Annotated in this window: 24 protein-coding genes; 14 read left to right on the plus strand and 10 right to left on the minus strand. The window is 41.0% G+C overall.

Annotated elements, in window-relative coordinates; all coding sequences use genetic code 11:
• The 4 genes from R2S57_RS28470 to R2S57_RS28485 all read left to right on the plus strand — a co-directional run.
• A partial coding sequence (locus tag R2S57_RS28470) for a tyrosine-type recombinase/integrase (protein WP_316848322.1) occupies nucleotides 1–175 on the plus strand: 175 nt, incomplete at its 5' end.
• A gap of 48 nt (nucleotides 176–223) precedes the next feature.
• Nucleotides 224–646, plus strand: a complete 423-nt coding sequence (locus tag R2S57_RS28475) for an ORF6N domain-containing protein (RefSeq protein ID WP_316848311.1) — start codon at nucleotides 224–226, stop codon at nucleotides 644–646.
• A gap of 564 nt (nucleotides 647–1,210) precedes the next feature.
• Nucleotides 1,211–2,068: an AraC family transcriptional regulator gene (locus R2S57_RS28480; protein ID WP_316828583.1), complete on the plus strand. Its 858-nt coding sequence runs from the start codon at nucleotides 1,211–1,213 to the stop codon at nucleotides 2,066–2,068.
• Nucleotides 2,069–2,144: 76 nt separating this feature from the next.
• Nucleotides 2,145–3,296, plus strand: coding sequence for an NAD(P)/FAD-dependent oxidoreductase (locus R2S57_RS28485; RefSeq protein WP_316828582.1), 1,152 nt, complete (start codon nucleotides 2,145–2,147; stop codon nucleotides 3,294–3,296).
• A gap of 227 nt (nucleotides 3,297–3,523) precedes the next feature.
• Here the strand turns inward: R2S57_RS28485 and dxs are convergent, their stop codons facing one another.
• Nucleotides 3,524–5,440, minus strand: coding sequence for a 1-deoxy-D-xylulose-5-phosphate synthase (dxs, locus tag R2S57_RS28490; RefSeq protein WP_316848312.1), 1,917 nt, complete (start codon nucleotides 5,438–5,440; stop codon nucleotides 3,524–3,526).
• 79 nt (nucleotides 5,441–5,519) lie between these two features.
• Between dxs and R2S57_RS28495 the strand changes: the two genes are divergently transcribed.
• From R2S57_RS28495 to R2S57_RS28510, 4 genes are all read left to right on the plus strand, one after another.
• Nucleotides 5,520–6,923 carry a PLP-dependent aminotransferase family protein gene (locus R2S57_RS28495; RefSeq protein WP_316848313.1) on the plus strand — a complete coding sequence of 468 codons (1,404 nt, stop codon included), beginning with the start codon at nucleotides 5,520–5,522 and terminating at the stop codon, nucleotides 6,921–6,923.
• Between the two features lie 92 nt (nucleotides 6,924–7,015).
• The gene (locus R2S57_RS28500) at nucleotides 7,016–7,522 is read left to right on the plus strand and encodes an N-acetyltransferase (RefSeq protein WP_316828579.1); all 507 of its coding nucleotides are present in this window, start codon (nucleotides 7,016–7,018) and stop codon (nucleotides 7,520–7,522) included.
• A 70-nt stretch (nucleotides 7,523–7,592) separates the two neighbouring features.
• Nucleotides 7,593–8,876 carry an MFS transporter gene (locus R2S57_RS28505; protein ID WP_316828578.1) on the plus strand — a complete coding sequence of 428 codons (1,284 nt, stop codon included), beginning with the start codon at nucleotides 7,593–7,595 and terminating at the stop codon, nucleotides 8,874–8,876.
• Nucleotides 8,877–8,976: 100 nt separating this feature from the next.
• Nucleotides 8,977–9,447: a PaaI family thioesterase gene (locus R2S57_RS28510; RefSeq protein ID WP_316828577.1), complete on the plus strand. Its 471-nt coding sequence runs from the start codon at nucleotides 8,977–8,979 to the stop codon at nucleotides 9,445–9,447.
• A gap of 124 nt (nucleotides 9,448–9,571) precedes the next feature.
• Here R2S57_RS28510 and lpdA read toward each other — a convergent pair whose 3' ends face one another.
• Together lpdA and R2S57_RS28520 are read right to left on the minus strand one after the other, a co-directional pair.
• The gene (gene lpdA / locus R2S57_RS28515) at nucleotides 9,572–10,978 is read right to left on the minus strand and encodes a dihydrolipoyl dehydrogenase (protein ID WP_316848314.1); all 1,407 of its coding nucleotides are present in this window, start codon (nucleotides 10,976–10,978) and stop codon (nucleotides 9,572–9,574) included.
• A 109-nt stretch (nucleotides 10,979–11,087) separates the two neighbouring features.
• The gene (locus R2S57_RS28520; RefSeq protein ID WP_316828575.1) at nucleotides 11,088–12,293 is read right to left on the minus strand and encodes an aminotransferase class V-fold PLP-dependent enzyme; all 1,206 of its coding nucleotides are present in this window, start codon (nucleotides 12,291–12,293) and stop codon (nucleotides 11,088–11,090) included.
• A 156-nt stretch (nucleotides 12,294–12,449) separates the two neighbouring features.
• On the opposite strand from R2S57_RS28520, the gene R2S57_RS28525 reads away from it, so the two are divergent.
• Nucleotides 12,450–13,907, plus strand: a complete 1,458-nt coding sequence (locus R2S57_RS28525) for a PLP-dependent aminotransferase family protein (RefSeq protein WP_316828574.1) — start codon at nucleotides 12,450–12,452, stop codon at nucleotides 13,905–13,907.
• A 42-nt stretch (nucleotides 13,908–13,949) separates the two neighbouring features.
• On the opposite strand, the gene R2S57_RS28530 is transcribed toward R2S57_RS28525, so the two are convergent.
• Together R2S57_RS28530 and R2S57_RS28535 are read right to left on the minus strand one after the other, a co-directional pair.
• A complete protein-coding gene (locus R2S57_RS28530) occupies nucleotides 13,950–14,699 on the minus strand; it encodes a sulfite exporter TauE/SafE family protein (RefSeq protein ID WP_316828573.1) in 750 nt (249 codons plus the stop codon).
• A 49-nt stretch (nucleotides 14,700–14,748) separates the two neighbouring features.
• On the minus strand, nucleotides 14,749–15,087 hold the full coding sequence (locus R2S57_RS28535; RefSeq protein WP_316848315.1) for a cupin domain-containing protein: 339 nt from the start codon (nucleotides 15,085–15,087) through the stop codon (nucleotides 14,749–14,751).
• Between the two features lie 195 nt (nucleotides 15,088–15,282).
• Here R2S57_RS28535 and R2S57_RS28540 point away from each other — a divergent pair, with 195 nt between their 5' ends.
• Genes R2S57_RS28540 through R2S57_RS28550 form a run of 3 tightly spaced genes read left to right on the plus strand, consistent with a single transcriptional unit; the run spans nucleotide 15,283 to nucleotide 17,626 of the window.
• The gene (locus tag R2S57_RS28540; protein ID WP_316848316.1) at nucleotides 15,283–16,686 is read left to right on the plus strand and encodes an MFS transporter; all 1,404 of its coding nucleotides are present in this window, start codon (nucleotides 15,283–15,285) and stop codon (nucleotides 16,684–16,686) included.
• Nucleotides 16,687–16,706: 20 nt separating this feature from the next.
• Nucleotides 16,707–17,099 carry a ketopantoate reductase family protein gene (locus R2S57_RS28545; protein ID WP_316828570.1) on the plus strand — a complete coding sequence of 131 codons (393 nt, stop codon included), beginning with the start codon at nucleotides 16,707–16,709 and terminating at the stop codon, nucleotides 17,097–17,099.
• Nucleotides 17,021–17,626, plus strand: coding sequence for a ketopantoate reductase family protein (locus tag R2S57_RS28550; RefSeq protein WP_316828569.1), 606 nt, complete (start codon nucleotides 17,021–17,023; stop codon nucleotides 17,624–17,626). Before R2S57_RS28545 ends, R2S57_RS28550 begins: the two co-directional genes overlap by 79 nt.
• A 181-nt stretch (nucleotides 17,627–17,807) precedes the next feature.
• Here the strand turns inward: R2S57_RS28550 and R2S57_RS28555 are convergent, their stop codons facing one another.
• From R2S57_RS28555 to R2S57_RS28570, 4 genes are all read right to left on the minus strand, one after another.
• Nucleotides 17,808–18,230 carry a hypothetical protein gene (locus R2S57_RS28555; protein WP_316828568.1) on the minus strand — a complete coding sequence of 141 codons (423 nt, stop codon included), beginning with the start codon at nucleotides 18,228–18,230 and terminating at the stop codon, nucleotides 17,808–17,810.
• Nucleotides 18,231–18,289: 59 nt separating this feature from the next.
• Nucleotides 18,290–18,550, minus strand: coding sequence for a hypothetical protein (locus tag R2S57_RS28560; RefSeq protein WP_316828567.1), 261 nt, complete (start codon nucleotides 18,548–18,550; stop codon nucleotides 18,290–18,292).
• Nucleotides 18,551–18,999: 449 nt separating this feature from the next.
• Nucleotides 19,000–20,100 carry an FAD-dependent monooxygenase gene (locus R2S57_RS28565; RefSeq protein ID WP_316848317.1) on the minus strand — a complete coding sequence of 367 codons (1,101 nt, stop codon included), beginning with the start codon at nucleotides 20,098–20,100 and terminating at the stop codon, nucleotides 19,000–19,002.
• Between the two features lie 37 nt (nucleotides 20,101–20,137).
• Nucleotides 20,138–20,959 (minus strand): helix-turn-helix domain-containing protein, encoded by an 822-nt coding sequence (locus R2S57_RS28570; protein WP_316848318.1) that lies wholly within the window; start codon nucleotides 20,957–20,959, stop codon nucleotides 20,138–20,140.
• A 309-nt stretch (nucleotides 20,960–21,268) separates the two neighbouring features.
• Here R2S57_RS28570 and R2S57_RS28575 point away from each other — a divergent pair, with 309 nt between their 5' ends.
• Together R2S57_RS28575 and R2S57_RS28580 are read left to right on the plus strand one after the other, a co-directional pair.
• Nucleotides 21,269–21,568 carry a hypothetical protein gene (locus tag R2S57_RS28575; RefSeq protein ID WP_316848319.1) on the plus strand — a complete coding sequence of 100 codons (300 nt, stop codon included), beginning with the start codon at nucleotides 21,269–21,271 and terminating at the stop codon, nucleotides 21,566–21,568.
• Nucleotides 21,569–22,107: 539 nt separating this feature from the next.
• Complete coding sequence (locus tag R2S57_RS28580) at nucleotides 22,108–22,962, plus strand: hypothetical protein (protein ID WP_316848320.1); 855 nt, start codon at nucleotides 22,108–22,110, stop codon at nucleotides 22,960–22,962.
• Between the two features lie 180 nt (nucleotides 22,963–23,142).
• Here the strand turns inward: R2S57_RS28580 and R2S57_RS28585 are convergent.
• Nucleotides 23,143–23,804: YceI family protein (locus R2S57_RS28585; protein ID WP_316848321.1), on the minus strand; the 662-nt coding region annotated here is incomplete at its 5' end.

Here is a 23,804-nt window from a genome sequence, read left to right on the forward strand (position 1 = left end):
TGCCAGACATACCTTTGCAACAACCATAACCCTACTCAATGGCGTTCCCATGGAAAGCGTATCCAAAATGCTGGGGCATACCAATATCAGGACTACCCAGATTTATGCAAAGGTTCTTGATATAAAGGTAGGCGCAGATATGGCGATCCTGCAAAACCGATTCTCTATAAATTAATAACCTCATTATGCCAGCACGTTTTGGTGCTGGCAAATTCGAAAAATTATGAATAAGACCATAACAAATATTCTGATTCAGGAACAGGTTGTCCTGGAAAAGATATATCATATCCGGGATCAAAAAGTAATGCTAGATCTTGACCTTGCTGTACTCTACGAAGTTGAAACTCGTGCACTCAAACAAGCAGTCAAACGTAACATTCAGCGTTTTCCAGACGATTTCATGTTCCAGTTGACAAAAGAGGAATGGCAGCAGGTTATCACAATTTGTGATAACCTCCCCAAGTCGGCAAAATTCAGTCCGGCGACCCCTTTCGTATTCACTGAACAGGGTGTAGCCATGTTATCCAGTATCCTTAATAGTGAACGTGCCATTAATGTCAACATTCAAGTCATCCGGATATTTGCCAGATTTAGGAATATGGTAGCTGATAATACCCAAATTCGTCTGGAGTGGGGGTTCCGCTAAAAGTGGCTATTGGTTTTCATCCATCGTGGCCATCTTTTTCGGCCTATATTGTTCACTAGATTTCGCTTGAAAGTGGCCACTCGGCTCATTTTAAGCGGTTTTAAGCTTCTGAAAAGCGGGGTTGGATTCAATGATTGTTTCGCCTTGAGAAACCGAAATAGAGATGTTCTAATAGCCTTAAAAGCAAAAAATATATTTCTTATTCTGATGTATTGTTAAACATGGGCTGATTTGTCTTAAATCGTGTCCTGGAAGGTAGTTTTTCATACAAAACCATCTTCTGTGGAGGATTGGTTGACCAAATACAGGAAAGATAGATTGGAAAATGAAGGGAGGGAATCTGGGAAGATTGGATATATTTGGCTCAGTCTTTACGATTCCATCAAGACCGGATGGTAAAAAGCTGGGTGCACAGTTTGGAATGAAATCTGGTGCACACTTTTAGCGAAATCCCCAACCCCAGCGGAATCACAAAAAAGCACTTCTTCGGAAGTGTTTTTTTGTTTAAATTATTTACAGTACATATTCCCAAAATAAACTAAATAAAAGGCGACCTTTACAGCAATGCGTAAGAAAGCTGATCATATTCCTGTCAACAGGCTTCCTGAAGGAACTTGCCAGGGCATTATGCTGATGCGCGAATTCTTTGACGGCTCACCAGGTTCTGAACAGGTCGAACGTGCTCACCGTGACGGAGGCTATACCTTCATCATTCAGGAGAGGGGCGTCACCCAAATCGAAATTGATTTCCAAAAGTATGCGATAGTCGCGCCTGCCCTTATCTTTATACATCCGCATCAAGTACACCGAGTGATCGCTTTTGAAAACGCGATGATAAGCACCTGGATCATTACCGATGAAAATCTTAGACCGGAGTATTTAAGCTTACTGGAAGACCTTGCGCCGGTTCACCCATTGTCTGTTAAGCCCGAGACCCTTGCTTTACTCCAGGAAATGGTCGCCCTGAGTATAAAGCTATCCGAGGACAGAACGGAGCTGCTTTATCATGCGATCCTCAAGGAGAGTGTAAATACCCTTGTCGCTTTGATCATTTCGAAATACTTGGCTTCCACCAAACCTGCCGAGCATCATACCCGCTTTTATGTCATTACAAAAGAATTTAAAAACCTCCTGGAAAAACAATTCAAGGCTGTTAAGAATCCTGCGGATTATTCCGGTCAGCTACATATTTCCACATCGTATCTTAACGAATGTGTGAAGGCCATCACCGGAAGGTCTGTAACTTCCCATATCCAACAAAGGTTGATGCTCGAAGCTAAACGCCTGCTTTATCATTCCGTCAGGTCCGTGAAAGAGATCGCCGGTGAGCTGGGCTATGATGACTATTCCTATTTCATTCGGCTGTTCACCAAAGTCGTTGGCATGACGCCGGTTGCCTTTCGCAATAAAAACCGCGAATAGTCCTATACTTACGATTTTCTGTTATTGTATTACCTCGATTTCTGCTGTTCCTTTGTGCTGCTAAAAAAAAATAAAAATGTTACAGCATAAAAATATAGCCATTGTGGGCGGTGGTCCGGGTGGTTTAACACTGGCGAGACTCTTACAGCAAAAAGGTGTCTGGGTCAAAGTTTTCGAACGGGATCGCAGTCAGGAAGCACGTGTACAAGGTGCGATCGTTGATCTGCATTTCGATTCGGGTCTCAAAGTGATGGAAGCGACCGGATTAATGGAGGCATTTAAAGCCAGCTACATGGCAGGCGCAGATAAGTACCGCCTGCTCGATCCTAAAGGCAATATTTTGTTGGATGATGGGAACCAGGCGGGTGAGGCAAAATTTGGTGATCCCCGTTTCCGGCCGGAAATCGACCGGGGGGCATTGAGAGACCTGCTGATCGATGGATTGCAGCCCGGCACCGTGGTTTGGGACAGCCAATTGATCAGTATGCAGCAGGTGGGTGATCAATGGGGACTGAAATTTAAGAATGGAATGACTGCTATGGCAGATCTGGTTATCGGTTCGGATGGTTATCGCTCACAGGTCCGTCCCTATCTGACCGATATAAAGGCACTTTATTCCGGGGCGACGATCATTCAGGGAGAGTTAGATTATCCGGAGACCGCTTGCCCGGAGTTTTTCCAATTGGTTAATAAAGCGAATTTGATGGCCATGGGTGCAGGGGCAACCATTGCGGCACAGCCGCGAGGCGATGGTGGCCTCACTTTTTACGCAGCATCGTTATACCCGGAAAATTGGGTACAAACCAGCGGTATAGATTTTAATAACCCTCAAGAAGTAAGATTTTTTTTAAAGGAACATTACGCAGGCTGGGATCATATTTTCCACACACTATTTGAGGCATGTACGCATTTTGTTCCCCGGCCACTCCTATACTTTCCTTTAGAAAACCGCTGGGTTACCCAAAACAACATCACTCTTATTGGTGACGCCGCCCATTTGATGCCGCCCAATGGCGAAGGCGTTAACTTGGCCATGCAGGATGCCCTGAATCTGTGTGAATGCCTGACCAATGCAGATTTTGGGAATATTCATGATGCGATTTCTGCTTACGAAAAGCTCATGTTTGACCGGGCTGCACCATTATGTAAAGAATCGGTTGAAGGGATCAGCGACTTTGCCGCGCCGAACGAGGCATCTGTACAGGAACTGATCAAAATGCTCAGCTGATTTATGGACATCGTTTTAGCTATGCTTATATATTATGAGCCGGACTTAATAGACCTCGATTGATTCAATGCTAGATCTTTGATATTATCTCCGCTAACAGCCTCAAATCTACTATCAAATGGTTCGAGTTTTGTACCAGTGGGCTCACATAAGGACCATTTATATGGGTAATTAAAGCGCACTTAGGTGCGCTTTTTCTGTTTAATGGAGATATAATAAGTAATTATTTAAATGGCATCAATATTATCACACGGCATTGAAAGCCCCTTGACCAATGACACGATTGCCCTTTTGTCATAACCGTATAATTCGTGTAGTTGCTGCTGCGTTCCCTGAACGGCAAAGGCATCCGGTAATCCCAGGCGCTTTAAAGTTGAATGGTAACCTTGGTCCACCATAAATTCCATTACGCCACTCCCAATGCCACCTGAAATACAACCATCTTCGATAGTAATCACTTTTGAGAATTGACCAAAAACCTCATGCAGCAATGCCTCATCGAGCGGCTTAAAGAATCGTAAGTCATAATGGGCTACATCCAGTTGATCCAGTTCCATCTCGTTACAGGCTTCTTTTACATATTCACCAACAGGGCCGAGTGAAAGAATAGCGATATCCTTACCAGACCTTATTTTTCTGCCTTTTCCTATTTCTAATTTTCTGAAATCAGAAGCGACCCAATTGCGGATTCCCGCCGCCTTAGGATAACGAATGGCAAATGGCCCGCTTCCTACACTTGCCTGAGCTGTAAAAAGGAGGTTCCTGAAATCTCCCATATCCATTGGGGAAGCACAAGTTATATTAGGCACACATCTAAGGAAAGCAATGTCGAATGCGCCATGATGGGTCGGGCCATCCGCACCTACAACACCAGCCCGGTCAATGCAAAACACAACCCCAAGCTTTTGCAAGGCCACATCGTGGATAACCTGGTCGTAGGCACGTTGTAAAAAGGTGGAGTATATAGTGCAAAAAGGGATCATTCCATCCTCCGCAAGGCCAGCTGAAAAAGTAACCGCATGTTGTTCAGTAATCCCTACATCAAAAACACGTTCGGGCATTTCCTTTTTCATTTTAGTTAGCGCGCTTCCAGATAACATAGCAGGTGTTATTGCCATAATACGCGGATTCTCTTTTGCCAATTCAATCAAGGTGTTGCCAAATACTTCCTGGAAAGTTACAGTTTGATCAGCGGACATAATTTTTTTTGTTGATAATACACCTGTAAGCTTATCAAACGCTCCGGTTGCATGCCATTTCGCTTTATCGCTTATTGCGGGGGCAAAACCTTGTCCCTTATGGGTTACACAATGCAATAACTTTGGACCTGGTATATGCTTCAACCTTTCCAATACAGTGACCAGCTTTTTTAAATCATGCCCGTCAACCGGTCCAAAATACCGTATGTTCAGGGCTTCAAAAAGATTGCTATAACGCAACAGTCCGCCTTTCAAAATCTTTTCAAATTTTCGCACCGTATCCATAGACCATGTGTCAGAATTATTTCCTAACGATAATAGCTTTTTGATACGTAACCTTATTGCATTATAATACTTGTCGGTGCTTAGCTGCGTAAGATAGTTTTGTAATGCTCCTGTATTGGCGTCGATAGACATGTTATTGTCGTTTAATACAATCAGCATATTTGGCTTTTCGTACCCGGCATTGTTTAATGCCTCAAAGGCTTGCCCCGCAGTCATGGCGCCATCTCCAATAACCGCTATATGCTGGCGCGTGTTTTCTCCCCTGTATTTAGCTGCGATAGCCATACCCAGTATGGCGGAAATGGACGTAGAAGAATGTCCTGTCCCGAAAGCATCAAATTCGCTTTCTTCTATGTTAGGGAAACCGCTGATTCCGCCCAACAACCTATTGGAATGAAAGCGGCCCTTTCTTCCTGTTAAAAGTTTATGTGGATAGGCCTGATGGCCAACATCCCATATCAACTTATCTTCAGGTGTGTTAAAAACATAGTGCAGCGCAACTGTTAATTCAACAACGCCGAGACTGGAACTGAAGTGACCGCCATTTAAGGCTACATGATCAATTAAAAATGTCCTTAACTCTTCACAAATGTTTGGTAAAGACGAAACCGGGAGTGCGCGTAAATCATCTGGCATATTAATATTATAGCTACTTGGCATTCAACAATCTTTTTTTCAAAATTAAAACACTTAAATTTGCAATACAGATACAGGATTTATAAAAATTACCAGCACAGATATGAGGACGTATAAATTTGAGGCGTTTACAGCTGTCTTTGAAAAAAACATCAGGGAAGGCATTTTTAAACCCGGGCACAAATTACCTTCCGTTCGGGAGTTGAAGGAACAATATTACATTAGCATTAGTACCATTCAGAACGGTTATGACTATTTGATCATTAGCGGATTGGTGGAGAGTGTACCAAAATCGGGCTATTATGTCAGCAACAAGCCGAGGGTATCTAATCCTCAGAAGAAAATCAATCATCAACCCGTGATTAGGGACGCTGTTTTCAAACATCATCTTGAACTTACAACCTCGCTTAGGGCTGGGCGAAAATTGTCTGAATTTAATGTAGCCGCCCCTGGAGATCTGTTAATACCACAAAAATTATTGCTCCGTACGATGCAAGAGGTAATCAGAGAGCAAGGCGCAGGCTTATTACGATATTATCCTTCAAATGGCTCAACAGAACTAAAAAACAATATCGTTAATCGCGCAGCTATTTATCAAACCATTATTAATCCTGATGAACTGCTGATTACCGATGGTGCATTGCAGGCATTATATATTGCCTTGTCCGCTACTTGTCATACGGGCGATGTGATAGCTGTTGAAAGCCCCTGTGTGTTTTCAGTTTTGGAAGTTATAAGGGTACTCCAGCTTAAGGTTATTGAAATCCCGGTTGATCTGCATACTGGGTTTGATATCGACTTTTTTAGAAAAGCCTGCCAAAACAATACTGTTAAAGCAGTAATCGTAACACCAAACTTTCATAACCCCACGGGATTGTTGCTTTCAAACGAACAAAAGCGGAAGCTCTTGTCTGTAGCACATCAATACAATGTAGCTGTTATTGAAAACGATATTTATGGAGACCTTAACTTTCACGGGCAAAGACCTTCAACCATAAAAAGTTTCGATGACAGTGGTCTTGTGCTAACTTACTCGTCTTATGCAAAAACATTGGCTCCGGGAATACGCCTTGGCTGGTTAGCCGCCGGGAGGTTCATGCAGCGGGCAGAACAAATCAAATTTGCATTAGGGAGCACTGTTTCTCCCTTGTATCAGGAAACCGTAAACCGGTTATTAACCGGCAGCAGGTATGACAGGCATGTTCGCGCCTTCAGAATGCAGCTGGCGAAAAATGCCTACTTCACTTTTAATTTATTATCCAATTCCTTCCCTGAAAAAACCTCTTTTTTAACACCTGCCGGTGGATACAATATCTGGGCAAAAATGCCAGATGATACTGATATGGCCCAGTTTTATAATCAATGCGATAAGATTGGAGTAAGATTTACACCTGGCTACACTTTTTCATTTTCGGGAGCATTTGATAAGTACTTCAGGGTGGTTTTCGCTGATCAGTTTTCTCCCAAAAGAATAGAGGCGCTTAAACTTGCCGGGAAGCATTTTTAAGTTCAATCTGTACTGGTTTTATTTCTAAAATGTGTACAGCATACTATTCTGAAAAAGCCCGCAATTTTGCTCTTATACTTCTACTTCAAGATATGAATATAATTACAAAATTTACAGTGGCTACAGAACAGGGAATGAACGTTCTTTTGATGCTAACTCGAGAATTGGCGATGGAAAAATTTTCATCCCTTATCGAACAAAAAATAATTGACAACTACATTTCCGAAAAATTTAATGACCAAACGCTTATCAATGAGCTGAACAGCATGTCCAACCAATGGCTGGTAACTTATGTAGATGATAACCCAGCAGGATATGCCAGAATTACATCAAAAGGCAGAAGGCCTTCAACTTTGGATGGAAAGAGGGCTATCCGAATAGCGGATTTCGGGATATTAAAAAAATACACTGATCCTGCTGTAAGCAATTCTTTACTCGAAAAATGCTTAAACGTTTGCAAACCTTATGAAAGCATCTGGATAAATGAATATGTTCAAAACCCCGTTATAAAGCTTTTTGCAAACAAGGGGTTTATTAAACAAAAAGAATCCTGGCAACTCGATGAATTAGCTCTGACATCAGCGTGTTTGATCGCTTAACCAGTCCTATCTACAGATCATACCAAATCTGTTATAAATATATTCTTCCCCTAAAATAATTAGTTGTTCCATGTTCCCTGTATTTAATCGCAAAATCAGGCGCAAGGCAAACTTCTGCTTAGTTGTTTTATATTACATCAAAATGAAATTAGATCGACACCGACCTGTTAACCAACCGTCTGTCACCAACCCTACTGCGCCCTCCATGTTCCTGGTAGTTATTTTATCATTGGCAACTTTTATTATTTTCTTCCAGGGATTTATGGTGGCGCCCATTTTGGCGGGTTTGGCTTCACTCTTTCATGTATCTGTACAGCATGTAAGTTTTATTGAGCCGGCTTATTTATTAGGGTATGGTTTGGTAACACTAGTTTATGCACCGCTATCAGACAAATACGGACGTTTTCCAATTATCGTGTTTTCATTAGTTTGTTTTATTACATTAACTGCCTGTACAGGCTTTTGCCATTCCATTACGCAAATGATCGTTTTGCGATTACTTACCGGTTTCGGTGCTGGAGGCGTGGCTCCGACTACCATCGGTTGGATTGGTGATAGCTTCCCTTATCAAAAGCGCGGCCATGCCTTAGGCATTTTTTTTGGATGCATGGCTGGTGGTATGGCTTTTGGTTCCAGTGCCGGAGCGCTTTTAACGGCCAGGTTAGGTTGGCAGATGATGTTTTGGATTGTTGCAATAATTGGTGTGGGAATTTTATTGGTGTTGGTGATTTATCGTAAAAACTTCCGGCAAAAGATAGTTATACATGCCGATGGTTTCCGTGCTATGTACCGTTCGCTTAAAGAGATCTTGTACTTACCGCGGGGTTGGCGGACTTATCTTTTTGTATTTTTCAACGGCATGTTCCACAGTGGTGTTTTCGCCTGGACAGGATACTTTTTTTACAAAAACTATCATCTTAATCAAAAAGAAATTGGCTTCGCGTTACTAGCATATGGCATACCGGGACTATTATTTGGACCATTACTAGGAAAGCTTGCCGATAAATTTGGCCGCCATAAAATTATCCCGATCGGAATTTTTGTAGGGGCATTATCTGCCATTATATTGGGCATGGATTACTCCTTGTTTATCTCCTGCATTGCTATTGGAACTTTATCTTTGGGCTTTGATTTAACCCAACCTTTATACGCGGCAATTATTACAACCCTTTCCCCGAAAAAAGGAGCAGCGACAGGCTTGTTTGCTTTTTTCCTTTTCATGGGATACGGATTGGGGAGCCTGGTGTTTAGCCTGATCGTAAATATCGGATTGAATCAAACCTTTATGTTATTTGGAGCAGTTGCTGCTTTTGTTGCCTACGTTGCAACTAAAAACTTTAAAGAGGAAAAATAAGGATGCTCGATTTTGAGCTATTGAATATGATGGATACCGTATAGCGATTAACAGCATTGCTATCATTAAACAATCTTAGCTTTTAAAACCCCGTATGATAATGAAAATTTCTATATTAGATTACCTTAAGCACCAGGTGGCCGGCACACTTAGCCCTGATATGGTCACTTATATGAACTATCCGACCGCCATATCGAAAACATTGTTAATGACTATTGTTGCTGTAGATTTAGGAACGGCCACAGTAGCGATTAATGCCGATAACAATATTCATGGTAACCAACAAGGTACCATACATGGAGGATTAATTTGTGAATTGGCAGATGCAGCCATCGGAACAGCACACTCAACCCTAATGGGGGAAGGACAATCTTTCACGTCTATTGAATTGAAAATTAATTTCTACCGTCCTGTGTGGAAATCGAAGCTCAGGGCCATTGCAAAACCTTTACAAAGTGGCAGCACACTTACCCACTACTTTTGCGAGATCATCAATGATGAAGATAAAGTAGTGGCAACAGTTACCAGTACGGTAATGACCTTAAAAGGAGACAAGGCAAAAGGCAGATGAAATTGATGATTCAATTTCATCTGCCTTTTAAATAGTGATGTTTACTGCTGTATTATTTTAAAGCTGTTTGTGTCAATGATTGCTTTCGAAATTCATGCGTTTATCATCAAATATAATAAGGCTTTTAGATATTAATAGCTCCCTGACCTGAAGCGATCAGGTAGGCGTCTTTTAAAGCTTCCGAATAAGTAGGATGGGCGTAACTGATGCGGAACATATCCTTGGCAGTAACCTCATGCTCCATAGCCACAACAGATTGGGCAATCACATCCGCTGCACGGGGCCCGATAATATGTACACCAAGTATCTCACCGTATTTTGGTGACACCAATACCTTCACAAAACCGTCGGTATCCATAGAAGCCCTTGCGCGGGCACTTGCCGAATAAGGGAACTTGCCGGTTCTGTACTCCACTCCCTGTGCTCTTAATTGTTCTTCTGTAGCACCAACTGATGCAACCTCAGGCCAGGTATAAACAACCCCGGGAATTAGGTTATAATTGATATGTGGCTTTTGTCCGTTGATTACTTCGGCAACAAAAGTGCCTTCATCCTCAGCTTTATGAGCCAGCATTGGACCATGGACAACATCACCAACAGCATAGATATTTGATACATTGGTCTGCAGTTGGTTATTTACAAATACTTTACCGTTTTTCTCCATTTGTATGCCTGCTTTGTCAAGATTCAAGCCGTCTGTATAAGCGCTGCGGCCAACCGCAACCAAACAATACTCTGCGGTAATTATACCTTCCTTACCCGTTTTATCCAAAAGCTTTACAGATGCCGCCTCACCTAGATTAGAAGCAGATTGCACTTTACTACTTAATAGTATTTTGATGTTAAGCTTCACCAAAGATTTGTATAGAGCTTTTCCCAGCTCTCTGTCCATTGTTGGAATAAGCGAGTCTGTATATTCAATAATGGTTACTTCTGTACCAATACGCGCGTAAACAGAGGCCAGTTCTACCCCAATAACACCGCCTCCGATAATGATCATCGATTTAGGTTGCGCTGTTAAGGATAAACTTTCAGTAGAGGTGATAATCCGTTTCTTGTCGATGATTACACCGGGTATTGATGATGGTTTTGATCCCGTTGCAATTACAAAATATTTGGAGGTAAGTATAGCCTGCTTATCACCGGAACTAACCGTTAAATGGGTGCTGTCTAGAAAGCTGCCCAAGCCCTGGTGCACATCAATCTTGTTTTTTTTCATCAGGTAAATCAAGCCCGAAGTATTTTGGCTGATCACGCCGGCTTTTCGTCTGATGAATTGTGTAAAATCTAAAGCGAGTTCACCATTAAGGTTAATCCCATGTGTTTTAAACTGTTCTTTGGCCTGGTGGTAATGCTCGGTACTATCCAGCAGCGCTTTTGCCGGGATACAGCCCACATTGGTACAAGTTCCGCCCAGCGTAGTATACTTTTCCACAATGGCTACTTTATAGCCCAGTTGTGATGCACGGATAGCGCCGCTATAACCACCGGGGCCTGATCCTATAAAGATCACATCATATTGATTTTCCATAAATTGAGTTGTTATTGTTATTGAAATTACGGCGTCAAATAATTTGAATAGAAGCCGGTCACGAGTCGGTTGATATTCAGATCAGGATCAGTTGCTCAGGTTCTCAACCTTAATAATTCCCTGTAATAGCAGTTAACGCTTTGCATAGTAATTCTATTTCGTCATTAGTATTATAGTAATGAACTGATGCTCTTACTACATCAACCAGTTCGTTCTTATTCATGTAAAAAAATGTTGACCTAGCCAGTCCTACAGAAACATTGATGTTTTTTTCGGAAAGTTCTGCTTTGATTACCTGGCTTGCTAAACCATTTACCGAGAAGGTTACAATTCCACATTGCAATGTTCCGCTATCGTGAATGGTTACGCCTTCAATCTTTTTTAACTGGCTTCTCATTTCTTCTGCCAGCAGATGTATCCGCTGCCAAATCCGGTCTACGCCTATGGTTAATGCGTATTCAACAGCTTTCCCTAATCCGAGGGTTAATGCACGGCTTTTTTCATATAATTCAAATCTTCTGCCATCGGCTCTGATCTGGTAACTGTCTTCGCTCGTCAATTCAGCCGTATGACCGTCAATTAACAGCAGTTCCAGCTGATCCTGAATTTCTTTTTTAACAAATAAAAACCCCGTTCCACGAGGCGCCCTAAGGTACTTACGGCCGGTAACCGATAAAATATCACAGCCAATCTCTTTAACATCAATCGGCATCTGGCCTACAGTTTGGCAGGCATCAACCATATACAATACTCCATATTTACGCGCAATCTTACCAATTTCAATTATCGGCAATACCGTTCCGGATGTAGATGGAATGTGTGTAATCGCAATCAATTTAGTATCAGCGGCAATGGCATCTTCCAATGCCTGCAACTGGAAATTACCGTGCTCGTCATTTGGTATCACATGCATCTTTATGCCCTTGATTTTTTTAAGGTGAATAAAGCCGATCAAATTGGTAACATATTCCATCTCTGAGGTGATAATTACATCACCTGCTTTAAACCTAATGCCGTTATAAGCTAACCCCGAGGCAGTACTGGCATTTTCAACGATAGCAATTTCGTCACGTTCCGAATTAATCAGCCGGGCAATCAGGTCGTATGTGTAATCTAATTCTTGTTTGTATTTAAATTCTGCTTCATAACCGCCGACAATTGCTTCTTCGCGGAGATAATTAATAACTGTATCGACAACAATATTTGGATTTAAAGATGATCCTGCGTTGTTAAGGTGGATATTTTCTGATGTTCCACTGGTTTCTTCCCTGAATTTTGACAGCTCCTGCTCTGTAATTATGTTAATTTGTTGCATTCTTGATATCGTTTTACGGAACAAAGAAAGTGTTAATTTATAGTTGATGACAGGCACAGAAATTACATTTTTAACAGTAACAGATTTTATTATTTCATAATCCAACTATAACAGACTACTTTTACTTCTGAATATCCCTAATGTTTTGATTGAAAAATGAAAGAACATGCATACCTAACCCTGGCCAATCAAATTGAGAGGCTGATTGATGAAGGCATCTATAAAGCTGAAGAAAAGCTACCCTCTCTCCGAAGTTTACATAAGGAGAATGGTTTAAGTATAGGAACTATCTTGCAAGCTTTTAACCACTTGATGGATAAGGACCTGATTCATTCTGAGGAAAAGTCAGGCTATTTTGTTAATCACCGTTCTGGGAAAGAACTTCCCTTACCAATGCCTATGCCCATGACCTTATCTGAACGGACGTGCAAAATCGACAAGTTGTTACAAAACCTTTATCGCGACGGCAATAAAAGAACATTTGTATCATTCGCCAATGCACTTCCCGACAACCGGCTCTTACCGTTTAACAGTATCAAAAGAGCTATTCAACAGGTATCGCGGGACAGTAGCGGCAGCTATTTAATGCTGGAGGACCGCAGAGGTAATGCAGCCCTACGGCAGGAGATTGCCAAAAGGTCGTTTTTATGGCAGGGCAATGTGCATGCAGATGATTTACTGATCACTAACGGCGCCCTCGAAGCCATAGTATGCTGCCTAAGGGCAGTAACCCACGAAGGCGATACTGTACTGATTCAGGACCCATGCTATTTTGGGATTATGCAGGCGCTGGAATGTTTAAATCTAAAGGTCGCCACTATTCCATCGCATCCCGAAACAGGCATTGATATAGCTCAGCTTAAAACAGCCTGCGAACAATTAAATATTAAAGCATGTATTTTGGTCAGCAATTTTAATAACCCTGATGGGGCATGTTTGGATAGCAATAAAAAGAGAGAGATTGCGGCTTTTGCCAACAGCCAACAGATCCCGGTTATTGAAGATGACCTTTATGGGGACTTGTTTTTTGAAGGAAGCCGACCAGATACGATAAAGGCGTATGACAATGAGGGCTGGGTGATGTATTGCAGCTCGTTCACCAAATCGCTTTTACCAGGCTTTCGCTTAGGTTGGTGCATAGCCGGACGGTTCAGATACGAAGTCGGGCGCATCAAATCAATGTATAACGGCTCAACTTCCACATTTACACAACATATTGCCGAGCAATTGCTAAGCGGGGGAATTTATGACCGTCATTTAAAACAAATCAGAATTGCTCTACAGAAAAATCTGATCCGAACCAGAACGCTTATTGAGCACCATTTTCCGCACGGCACAAAAATCAGCAGGCCTAAAGGTGGGCTTGTTTTGTGGGTGGAATTGCCGGAAACAATAAATACAGCAGCGTTACAAAACACCGTATTTGACTATGGTATCAGCTATGCACCGGGTGAATTGTTTTCTGCAAAAGGAGATTATAAGCATTATCTCCGTTTAAGTTTTTGTAACCTTTGGGAGCCTAAAACAGAAACAGCGTTGATAAAGTTGGGAGCGTTATTTAGCGTACCTCAAACATCCTCTGAAAAAAGCGTGGGCGTTGCCAGCTTATGCTAACATATTCAAAATTTTCATACCATGAGAAATATGTAATTTGGCTTACCAAAACATCCGGTAAAAAAACAGAGCGGTAATTAGAAAATTGAAAACAACGATACCATACCTGAGCTTTACCGGGTCTAACTTTTTTGAAAACAGCGCTCCTAGATAACCACCTGCAATACTTGAAAACATCATTGCTAGGGTTTGCGGCCAGATAACTTTTCCACTGATCATAAATAATAAAACCGCCACCCCGTTTGCCAGGAATACAAAAAATGTTCTGTTGGCAGTCATTAACTTTATATCAGTAATGCCAAAAATAGTCCATACGGCCATCATCATAATACCTACTGCACCACCAAAATAACCACCATAAACACCCAGTAAAAGTTGCCCAACATAAACCATTTCAGGTCCGATATTAACTCTTTTGCGAAGAAGATTGCCTGCACGTGCGCCAAAAGCAAACGTAATGGCACTGGTGAGTAACAACCACGGAACGATAGCATTGAAAGCAGATGATGGTGTGTACAATAATAACCATGAACCTGTTGCCCCACCCAGTAATGTCAAAAGTATCATAGCTAACCATGATACTTTTGCAAATGGCTTTAAATGTTCCTTATAAACTATGGTGCCTGCCGCAGCACCTGGTATTAGTGCCACGGTACTTGATGCGTTGGCATTTATAGGTGGCAAACCAGCGTAAACCAATGCCGGGAACGTGATGAAAGATCCGCCTCCTGCTATAGCATTTATTGCCCCCGCAGCAAAACCTGTTATGATAATTAGAAAAAAGTGATTCAAGGTACGTGGTTTTTTATTGAATTTACATTACTGGTACAAGTACAAACTATTATAAATCTGTTCTGTCTCCATGGGCTTTCGGTTCTGAAATAACAAGTATATGCAAATCGTCCGTTCCCTTATTAAATATATGGTGTTTAATTCCCCTCGCAATATGAATCGACTGGCCCGCACTCACAAACGCTGTTGTATTATCTACAACAAACCCCGCCTTGCCAGAAAGGATGTAAAAAACCTGTTGGGCATGATGATGATAATGCAGTTGCTCGGCAGTTCCCGGCAGCATGCGCTCTTGAATTATACTTAAGCTATCAGATTTAACCAAATGCCAGCCCTCGCAATTATCTCCCCAAATGTAATGTTCTGCGTTTTTAGTAGAGGTGATCATAAATCTAGTTTTAGTGCCAATAATTTAATTTCCATACTAGGGCTTAACAAAGATCATCATTCGTTAAAGACGAAGACAAATACAGATGCCAGATACTTTACCATAACAGATTTAAACTGTTACAGTGAAATATCCAAATGCTGTACCGGTTTTTATTTAAACAGCGTCCCGATCTTCGCCAAGAAATAAACTGGCATGTTGGGTTTTAGTAAAAATTACAGGTGGTGGGCGCTTCTCCTCATCTCTTCAGGGGTTTTCTTATCGGTTATCGATATTTTCATTGTAAATGTGGCTATCCCATCTATCAAAAAAGGTATCCATGGAACTGATGGTGACAGCCAATTATTTATTGCCCTATACCTCATTGGCTATGCATCGTTCCTGATAACTGGAGGGCGAATGGGCGATCATTTCGGCAGAAAAAAAGTGTTTATAATCGCGATGCTGGTATTTACTAGCGCTTCTGTTGTTTGCGGAGTGGCACAAACGCCAACGGAGCTAATTACGGCCCGTTTTATTCAGGGTATTGGTTCTGCGTTTATGGTTCCCCAGGGTATTGCTTTGATACAGATCCTTTTTCCCGAACATAACGAAAGAATAAAAGCTTTGGGCGTTTATGGTAGTATTGCCGGTACTGCATCTGTTATAGGACAATTTTTAGGTGGCTTGCTACCTGATATACATTTCATTGCTGCCGGGTGGCGGTTGATCTTCCTGATTAATCTTCCTATTGGACTTTTGGCAATAGCTTTATCCGCAAGGTTCCTAAAAGAAAGTAACCAGAAAAAAGCGGTCAAATTTGATTATTCAGGTATTGCCATTTTAAGTATTGCGTTGGTAAGTTTTACTTATTTGCTGATCCGCGGACGCGAACTGGGATGGCCACTTTGGAGCATTTTACTGATGATCGGCGCACTTTTGATGATCTGGTTTTTTATCAGCGATCAAAAGAAAAAATTGGCATCCGGTAACGATCCGCTTATCAATGTGGAACTGTTCAATTACAAGGATTTTAATATTGGTCTTCTTGCTGTTTTCTTTTATTATCTGGTCCAGGAGTCATACTTTTTTGTCAATACCTTATTATTTCAAAATGGACTTGGCATTAGCTCATCACAAACCGGGATTTTATTCGCCTGCCAGGGCATTGGCTATGTTGTCGCCTCGTTGTTATCAATCCGGCTTGTTGGTGTTTTTGGAAAGCGGGTATTACAATCTGGAGTCTTACTGATGATTGTAGCATTAGTTTTCCATGTAATTGTGTTAGAAGCTAAAGCTGTTAATCAGTTGGCGTTAATGATTGTTTTATTTGGTTATGGCATTGGCTGCGGTTCTGTATTGCCATCGTTACTAACCATTACTCTAAGAAGAATTCCCACTCATTTTGCCGGCGCAGCTTCAGGCACTTACTCAACCGTTCAGCAAACAGCCATTGCCTTAGGCGTTGGTGTAGTAGTTGGGTTGTTTTTGTATGTATTGTCTGGGCACAAATCCTTATCCGGATATCTGCATGCCTATCGGCTGGCAACGGCTTGTAACATTTTATTTTTAATGGCTGTTGCATTTTTTCTTTGGTTGATCCCGGACAAGGAAGACTAATTTTATAATTTATCAACTTTATGAAAAATACCATTTACATTATCGGTTACGGCGCTGTTGGCAAGGCGTTGGCTGTTTGCCTTAAACTTAGTGGAAAAGATGTTGTCATCCTTCGTGGAAGAACCGACAATAGTCTCACCCATTTCGAAAGTATCCGGTTAACCATGCCTGATCAGCCTTTATTGGAAGCTCAAATAGAGATTAGTAAGCTTCATCATTTCCAGCAATTGGATGGTATTATTGTTCTGGCCAATAAGTCACACGGGAACGAACAGTTAGCTGATCTATTAAAAGGTAAGACTGGAAATTCTCCGATCGTGCTTTACAAAATGGGTTGGGTGTTGAAAAGGTATTTGTACAAAGTGGTTTTGCAGAAGTTTATCGTTGTGTCCTCTTTATTACCAGTCAGGTAGTTTCTGTTAACAATGTAAGTTATAAACCCGTTGCCGTTTCACCTATAGGTAACGTTAGCCCTGTAGCTTCAAAATTAAACGAAGTTGTCGAAGCATTGAATACTAGTTTATTTCCTTTCAAAGCAGAAGTCGCTGTTGATGCTATCATTTGGAAAAAGGCAATCGTTAATAGCGTGTTCAACTCTGTGTGTCCCTTGCTAAATATTGATAACGGGATCTTCCTGCGCAACGCGGCCGCAATGGTAATTGCTAAACGGGTCATTAAAGAATGTGTTGGGATTGCACAAGCAAAAGGCATTACATTAACAGATGAAGAAGTTACCGATAGCCTTTTATTAATTAGCAGGCTGTCTAACGGTCAATTCATATCAACTTTGCAGGACATCAATAATAAACGAAGAACCGAAATTGACACGTTGAATTTCCAGATCGTTGAGATAGCAAAAACATTAAACAAAGAAGATTCAGTTCAGGAAACACGTTTATTGGGAGAACTTGTTAAAATAAAATCGCAATTGAATATATAAAAGAGATGATTTGATTTTAAATTTAGTATCGCTACTTCTATAGGTTTATGAAAAATTTAGATGAGCATATCACTCAAAAGTTTCAAATCATATATCAATTGGTTCGAGTTTTTACCCAAGGGTTCACGGTACATTTGTGAACCTATCAGGACTCGAATCATTAAAGCCTCGTTTGTAAGTTTTATTTACGGTACGACATCGCAAACACGGAAACCTCAGTGAGCTTATCTTCTGATAGATTATATTTTCTCTTCAGCTCGGCGTATGAATGATTGTCCAAGCGGTTGACCATCGCTTGGTGTTCGGGGCCGAAATCGGGATGTGCCGCGTCTGCTCTGTGAATGTTATCGAGTTCTATCTTTTTTAAAAGTTCGAAAAGGCTGCAAAGTTCAAGCCCTCTTGTTTTTAGGTAGCTTTTCAGTATTTCATGTTCAATTTCATCTTTGCTTTTTACCTTATCGCCTATGTTATTAAGCGCGGTAATTTTAAAACTGTTGAAGCACACCATGGGCACCGAATCCATAGGACCTTTGATCAGCATGGCTATCCAATCAGCCTTATCCTTATAAGCTTCCTTTGATGTAAATAGATATATGCCTATCACTGTGACACGGTCATGGTCAGAAAAAATACCCTTGTCCTTATTGCGATTATAGATATCCGTTACTGTATTTTCAATGCTTCCTCTGTATACACAGAGTCCGTGTACACCGCATATTCATCGAGTTGCTCCTTGCCAGGCGTTTCTGTCTTAACCTCGTTGATCATTTCGAAATGAACCGGCAATGCTTTTGCTTCTGATCTTTGTTCAGTTTCTTCGGTATTATTTTCCTCTGGTTTCGGATTTGTACAGCTTAAACCAAATGAAATCAGAAGGACAAAAATAAGTAGCCTATTTATGGAATTGTTCTTAGTCAGTTTCATGGTATAGTTGGTTTTTTCTGTCTCAAATTAAGCGATAAAAATCAGAATGAGATACGGATTCTCGTAATTCATCTTCAATTATCTGGTTTGAGCTGCTGACATTTTTATTGTGAAAATAATATTGCTAAATGAGCACCTAACTGTTTTGCATGATTGTAACAAATACAAAATAAATCAAAAAACACCTCGAAATATTTGCTAAGTTCAACAGGACCCGTACATTTGCAGTACATTAAAATTCGTTAAAACGAATCAAATCAAGTCAAAACGAGCATTGCCCAAATCATAGCCCTGTTTTGAGAAACCTACAAAAAACAGCCTTGAAGACGCTTTAAACATATCAGGTTCGAGTCCCAGCGGGATCACGAAAAACCTTCAAGCCTAAAGCTTGAAGGTTTTTTCATTTTGAGGATTGGAATCCTGGTTCGAAGTTTTCCTACTAAGTCTTCCTAAAACAACTTTGCTTCCGTGTTGCGCTTGCGGATCTCACTTTCCGTTTTCAAGACAAAATTCGTTTTGACATTTTCTTCGGCACTGATCTGAATCTCTTCGATCTTAGGGCGCATGGTCTCCTCATAATCTTTAAAAGCAAATTCATGATTACCATGATGTTTTAATAAGGCATCTGCAATTGCTGCAGCTCCTTGAAAGGCTAAAGACCCACCCTGTCCGGAGGCGGGCGAAGGACAATAAGCCGCATCGCCCAAAAGTGTTACACGGCCTTTTGACCAGGCCGGCATTTTTATCTGACAAAACTTATCAAAATAAAAGCTTTCAGACTGCTCAATTTTTTCAAGCAGTTCTGTTGTCGGCCATTTTTGTCCGGTAAAATGTTCTTTTATGATCTGCCGTTGACCATCAATATCACGATAATTATAGCAGATCTCCTCATCGGAAAGGAAGATGAATACAATATCGGTTTTACCATTGTAACCGTTTAGCATCACCGTTTTGTATGGCACGCTAAAGGTTTGCATAAACCTTTGTGGAAGAAGTAACTCGTTAACAGTGCTGATCGAAAAGTAAGCCCCTAAAAAATGAGCATATTCCTTTTCAGGACCAAACCATAATTTTCTAGTGCCAGAATGTGAGCCGTCGCAGCCAAAAACCAGGCCGAAAATACGTGGCTCACCTCGTTTAAAGGCGACGTTTAGGCTGTTTTCGGTTTCCTCAATTTCGACTATGCTGTTGTTAAACATAAACTCGATATGTCCGCTTAGTTCTTGTACCAAAACTTCAACAAACTTTTCCCGCTCGATTTCAATTTCTTCCTCCTCTTGCGGTTCTGCACCATGATCCATAATAATCGTGCCTTCTGTAAAGTCATCAGCATTTTTATATTCGATCCTGTCAACCCCCAACTGGTGCGATTTAAGTTTTTCGTACAAACCCATGCGTTTAGCGATAGCGACCGAATCTCCGTTTAAGTCGACGGCGGCTAGTTCAACCACCGTTACCCGGTAACCTATATGGTTCAGCCACCAGGCTATGGAAAGACCGGCGATACTGGCACCTAAAACCAGGACGTTTTTATTTTTAGTAATTTTCATGCGCTTTAAATTTGAGCACAATATCTGCAATAGCGTATCAGGATGATAGAACAATTGCGACAAAATCAGTAGTCAGCTCTTTTTTCCTGTTAATCGTCTGCTTGGCAAACGCTGTGCCTGTGATGCCACAATAACGCTTAAACTCCCGGTTCAAATGAGATTGATCGGCATACCCCAGATCGTAAGCTAAAGCAGAGATAGCAGATTCCGGCCGTTCCCATAAGGTGTCGCGGACAGTTTCAAATCGTATCAGACCAGATACATTCTTCACAGTGTGACCTGATGAGGCTTTAAACTTTCGTTCTAATGTTCTTATCGTAGCATTCGCTGCTGCTGCAACTGATTTTATCGGCATAGAGCCGTTTGATTCCAGCATCGCCTGACCAGCTTTCCTTAATGCTACTATAGGAATTGTTGGTTCGCCCGTGTGTAGCAACCAATTCATGGTGAGCGCTAATGCATCGTCTACCTTTCCGGATTGAAGCAATTCATCAAGATCGCATTGTAGGTTCGCAATAGGGTGGCTAAAACTGGTGATTCCGCCTTTAGTGGCCGTCAGGCCGAGCAGATCGTAGACCGCCCATGGTAAACACTTGATGCCGATTACCTGTAAACAATCTTTAGCCTGAAAATAAATTGGCTTTCCCAATAGCCCAACGATAAAAGGTGATGGTAATGGCTCGGTACGGTCTTGTTGTATCAGGCTACAACCACTCCCGAAGTGGAAGACGATTTCGGCATGGCCATCAGGCAGTATTTCAAAAGCAGTTGGAGCGCAACCAAAGTCCATTCTTCGGTACCAAATACCCCGTATACTATTCTGAAGCCTTTGTGGTACCACTAATTCTTTAAACTCCATGGTTAAATATAGAAAATCCTAAATTAAAAGGATATAAGTGGTTTTTCTTTCTTCAAATTAAGCACATTGCAATCCTCAAATAAAAAAAAGGATGCAACACTCGCTGTCGCATCCTTTTTATCTAAATTAACGCTCTCAATCTATGATTGATGCAAGGCTCTCACCCCTTGCACCGGCAATATGTTAATAATAATTTAATGTTGCAAAAATGATTGTATTTTTTGGAGCAGATAAATACTCAACGGTCTAAATATCAGTGAATAATTTTGCAAAATCATTTATTGTTATTATTTTGAAGAAAAAACACACATGGCAAAAAACTTTTTGGTTGCGCTGTTATTGATTATCGCGTTGGGCTGTAAAAAAAATAGCGATGATGATCAAACACCGTATAAGTGGAAAAGGGATCTATACAGAGCGAGGGTTTCAAATGACGGTCCTGCCGTTTTCAATTCGAAAGATCCAAGCGTTGCAAAAAATCCCGATGCGATTTTTTTAAGTTCAAGTTATATTGTTTTGACTGAACACCGCAGAAATGAACAACAGGACAGTATTTATAATGCCAGTGGAAGGACGCAGGTTTATAAGTACGAGAAAGCGGACAATTAAATTTACCATAATCTTTAAGTGTTTTTAACCTACCCAGCCCATATTTGATTAACTGCGTGCAGTTGGTCTTTAATATGGATTTTTTTAAATCTGCTGAAGGCGGCAAAAAGAATAACTAAAATGACGACGCCCGTGATATTTGAAACCCCAAGCATGGTCTGGGTCTTAATGGCATAAACACTTACCAAACCATAACTGATAAAGGAACTGGCGATGTACATTCCTCCACCCGTTAGTTGAAACGTTTCAACAAAATTTATTTTAAATTATTTTTATTTTTTTTTCTGTTACTCCCTCATAAAATACCATTGGAGCGCGTATTTTTAGAGATAGGGCCATTCTCAATCACTACGTTCAATGATATGCATAGTCGGCCTAAAAATAATTAACAAATAAAGCACGCATTCTTATATTGACACCCCTCATGCCCCACAGAACAAAAAACAAAGAAAAAACATCAAAAAATAGATTTCCAAAAACATCCCTAAAACAAATCTGATCCTCCCGCTGTTTGAGATTAAATCTGATTACACACTCACATGGAAGAAAAATATACCCCCGCAGGCCATGCTTCGCCCGCTAGCATCTTGACCACCCTTGCCATTGGCATTATTGCATCTTTTATACTCCCACTCCTTTATATCATCCTGTGTCAGTTAATCCCCAATATTTGGTTCATCGCCATTTGTGCATTTTCGCTGGGCATGCTTCTGGGTCTGGCGATCGACATTGGTATCAGTATCGGCAAGATCAGGAACCTACAGGTTGCCCTTATTATTGCCATCGTGTGCAGTCTGCTCGCATTCTACGTGCAATGGGTTTTCTTCGATGCGGTGATGTATAGCCGCAGTGGTTTTACCTTTAAGCTGAGCGCTGCAGATCTTCAGCAGTTGTTTGTGGATATGGTTTTTCTGTTTGTCCACCCAGGGATCTTATTTAAAGAAATTACAGCATTAAATGAAGTGGGTACCTTCCGCATTCAGGGCAGTGATAATGTCTCTGGACTTCTGCTCTGGTTAATATGGGCGGGCGAATTTCTCGTGATTATCGGAGGTACTATTGTGGTGGCATGGAACGGTCAGGTTAAGATTCCCTACTCAGAGCTGAATGATCAGTGGATGAAGCGTCGTAAACCAAACCACCTTATTTCCTTTGTTCATGATAAAGAGTACCTGTTAAACCAGCTGAGGAATAAAAACTTCGAAATGTTAAAAGACAATCCTGAGGTAATCACACAGCCCGATTATGCCGAGGTAATAGTGTATGAGTCGGTCGGGGATCCGACAAAGTTCATCACCGTGCTCAATGTAACCGCCCCAACAGGCAGAAACAAACAACCGAAGAAAAAAACAGTTGTGGCCCATTTTCCCCTTCCTAATCATGCGGCAATCTGATTTTTTTTTAGGCTGTACCTCAGGATTAAAAGAACAGGTTTGCACTGCCTAACTCACTCCTTATCAAACTATTGCATTGTTAATTTTTAAGATTGCGCAACACGGAAAACTAAGGTGCTGTAAGGTGTCTATGGAGTTCATCAGAATAATTTGACTAAAGTTCTTTAAACATTCATCTATTTATTTCTTTGCTACAATCTTCATATTGAATTCAATTGAATCCGAAATCGTTTGATTGGCTAAAAGATCATAAAATTTTGCTGACTTGTAACGCACATCCCATTTTGCCCGATCAATGATCAGTTTGCCATTCGATTGGATCATCCCGTCCTTAATTTCTATTTTGGCCGGAAAAGTAACAGTATGTGTGATCCCTTTAATGGTGAGGTTTCCTGTAACTTTTTTATTTTCACCGTCTATTGAAGCAATGCTGGTGATTACAATGGTAGAAAAGGGAAATTTTTCGACATCAAAAAAATCAGGATCTTTAAAGTGATTAACCAATTTATTATCACGCTCATGTTTTTTATCTTCAATGGTATTCATGTCGATTTCGACTGTACCACCAATTAATTGACCTTTTTCGATCATCAATTCCCCTTTTGATATATAAACGTAGCCTGTATGACTGTTTGAGCCCATGAGGCTGGATCCTTTCCATGTGATCACACTTTCTTTGGTATCTATCATCGTATATTTTTCATCCCCAATGTGTAAGGATAAGGAACTTGCCGATACATGATTCCGCTCTTTTACAGGTACACGACAGCCGAAGATGAAGTGTGCAACAATTAAAATGAAATAATAAATTGACCGTTTGTTGTTCATAATAGAATTTATAT

The sequence above is a fragment of the Pedobacter psychrodurus genome, assembly GCF_032678585.1.
GTDB lineage: Bacteria > Bacteroidota > Bacteroidia > Sphingobacteriales > Sphingobacteriaceae > Pedobacter > Pedobacter psychrodurus_A.

Coding starts and splice junctions, on each gene's coding strand:
- R2S57_RS28475 (WP_316848311.1), top strand. CDS start 224: ATGAATAAGACCATAACAAATATTCTGATTCAGGAACAGGTTGTCCTG.
- R2S57_RS28480 (WP_316828583.1), top strand. CDS start 1,211: ATGCGTAAGAAAGCTGATCATATTCCTGTCAACAGGCTTCCTGAAGGA.
- R2S57_RS28485 (WP_316828582.1), top strand. CDS start 2,145: ATGTTACAGCATAAAAATATAGCCATTGTGGGCGGTGGTCCGGGTGGT.
- dxs (WP_316848312.1), bottom strand. CDS start 5,440: ATGCCAAGTAGCTATAATATTAATATGCCAGATGATTTACGCGCACTC.
- R2S57_RS28495 (WP_316848313.1), top strand. CDS start 5,520: ATGAGGACGTATAAATTTGAGGCGTTTACAGCTGTCTTTGAAAAAAAC.
- R2S57_RS28500 (WP_316828579.1), top strand. CDS start 7,016: ATGAATATAATTACAAAATTTACAGTGGCTACAGAACAGGGAATGAAC.
- R2S57_RS28505 (WP_316828578.1), top strand. CDS start 7,593: ATGTTCCCTGTATTTAATCGCAAAATCAGGCGCAAGGCAAACTTCTGC.
- R2S57_RS28510 (WP_316828577.1), top strand. CDS start 8,977: ATGAAAATTTCTATATTAGATTACCTTAAGCACCAGGTGGCCGGCACA.
- lpdA (WP_316848314.1), bottom strand. CDS start 10,978: ATGGAAAATCAATATGATGTGATCTTTATAGGATCAGGCCCCGGTGGT.
- R2S57_RS28520 (WP_316828575.1), bottom strand. CDS start 12,293: ATGCAACAAATTAACATAATTACAGAGCAGGAGCTGTCAAAATTCAGG.
- R2S57_RS28525 (WP_316828574.1), top strand. CDS start 12,450: ATGAAAGAACATGCATACCTAACCCTGGCCAATCAAATTGAGAGGCTG.
- R2S57_RS28535 (WP_316848315.1), bottom strand. CDS start 15,087: ATGATCACCTCTACTAAAAACGCAGAACATTACATTTGGGGAGATAAT.
- R2S57_RS28540 (WP_316848316.1), top strand. CDS start 15,283: ATGTTGGGTTTTAGTAAAAATTACAGGTGGTGGGCGCTTCTCCTCATC.
- R2S57_RS28545 (WP_316828570.1), top strand. CDS start 16,707: ATGAAAAATACCATTTACATTATCGGTTACGGCGCTGTTGGCAAGGCG.
- R2S57_RS28560 (WP_316828567.1), bottom strand. CDS start 18,550: ATGAAACTGACTAAGAACAATTCCATAAATAGGCTACTTATTTTTGTC.
- R2S57_RS28565 (WP_316848317.1), bottom strand. CDS start 20,100: ATGAAAATTACTAAAAATAAAAACGTCCTGGTTTTAGGTGCCAGTATC.
- R2S57_RS28570 (WP_316848318.1), bottom strand. CDS start 20,959: ATGGAGTTTAAAGAATTAGTGGTACCACAAAGGCTTCAGAATAGTATA.
- R2S57_RS28575 (WP_316848319.1), top strand. CDS start 21,269: ATGGCAAAAAACTTTTTGGTTGCGCTGTTATTGATTATCGCGTTGGGC.
- R2S57_RS28580 (WP_316848320.1), top strand. CDS start 22,108: ATGGAAGAAAAATATACCCCCGCAGGCCATGCTTCGCCCGCTAGCATC.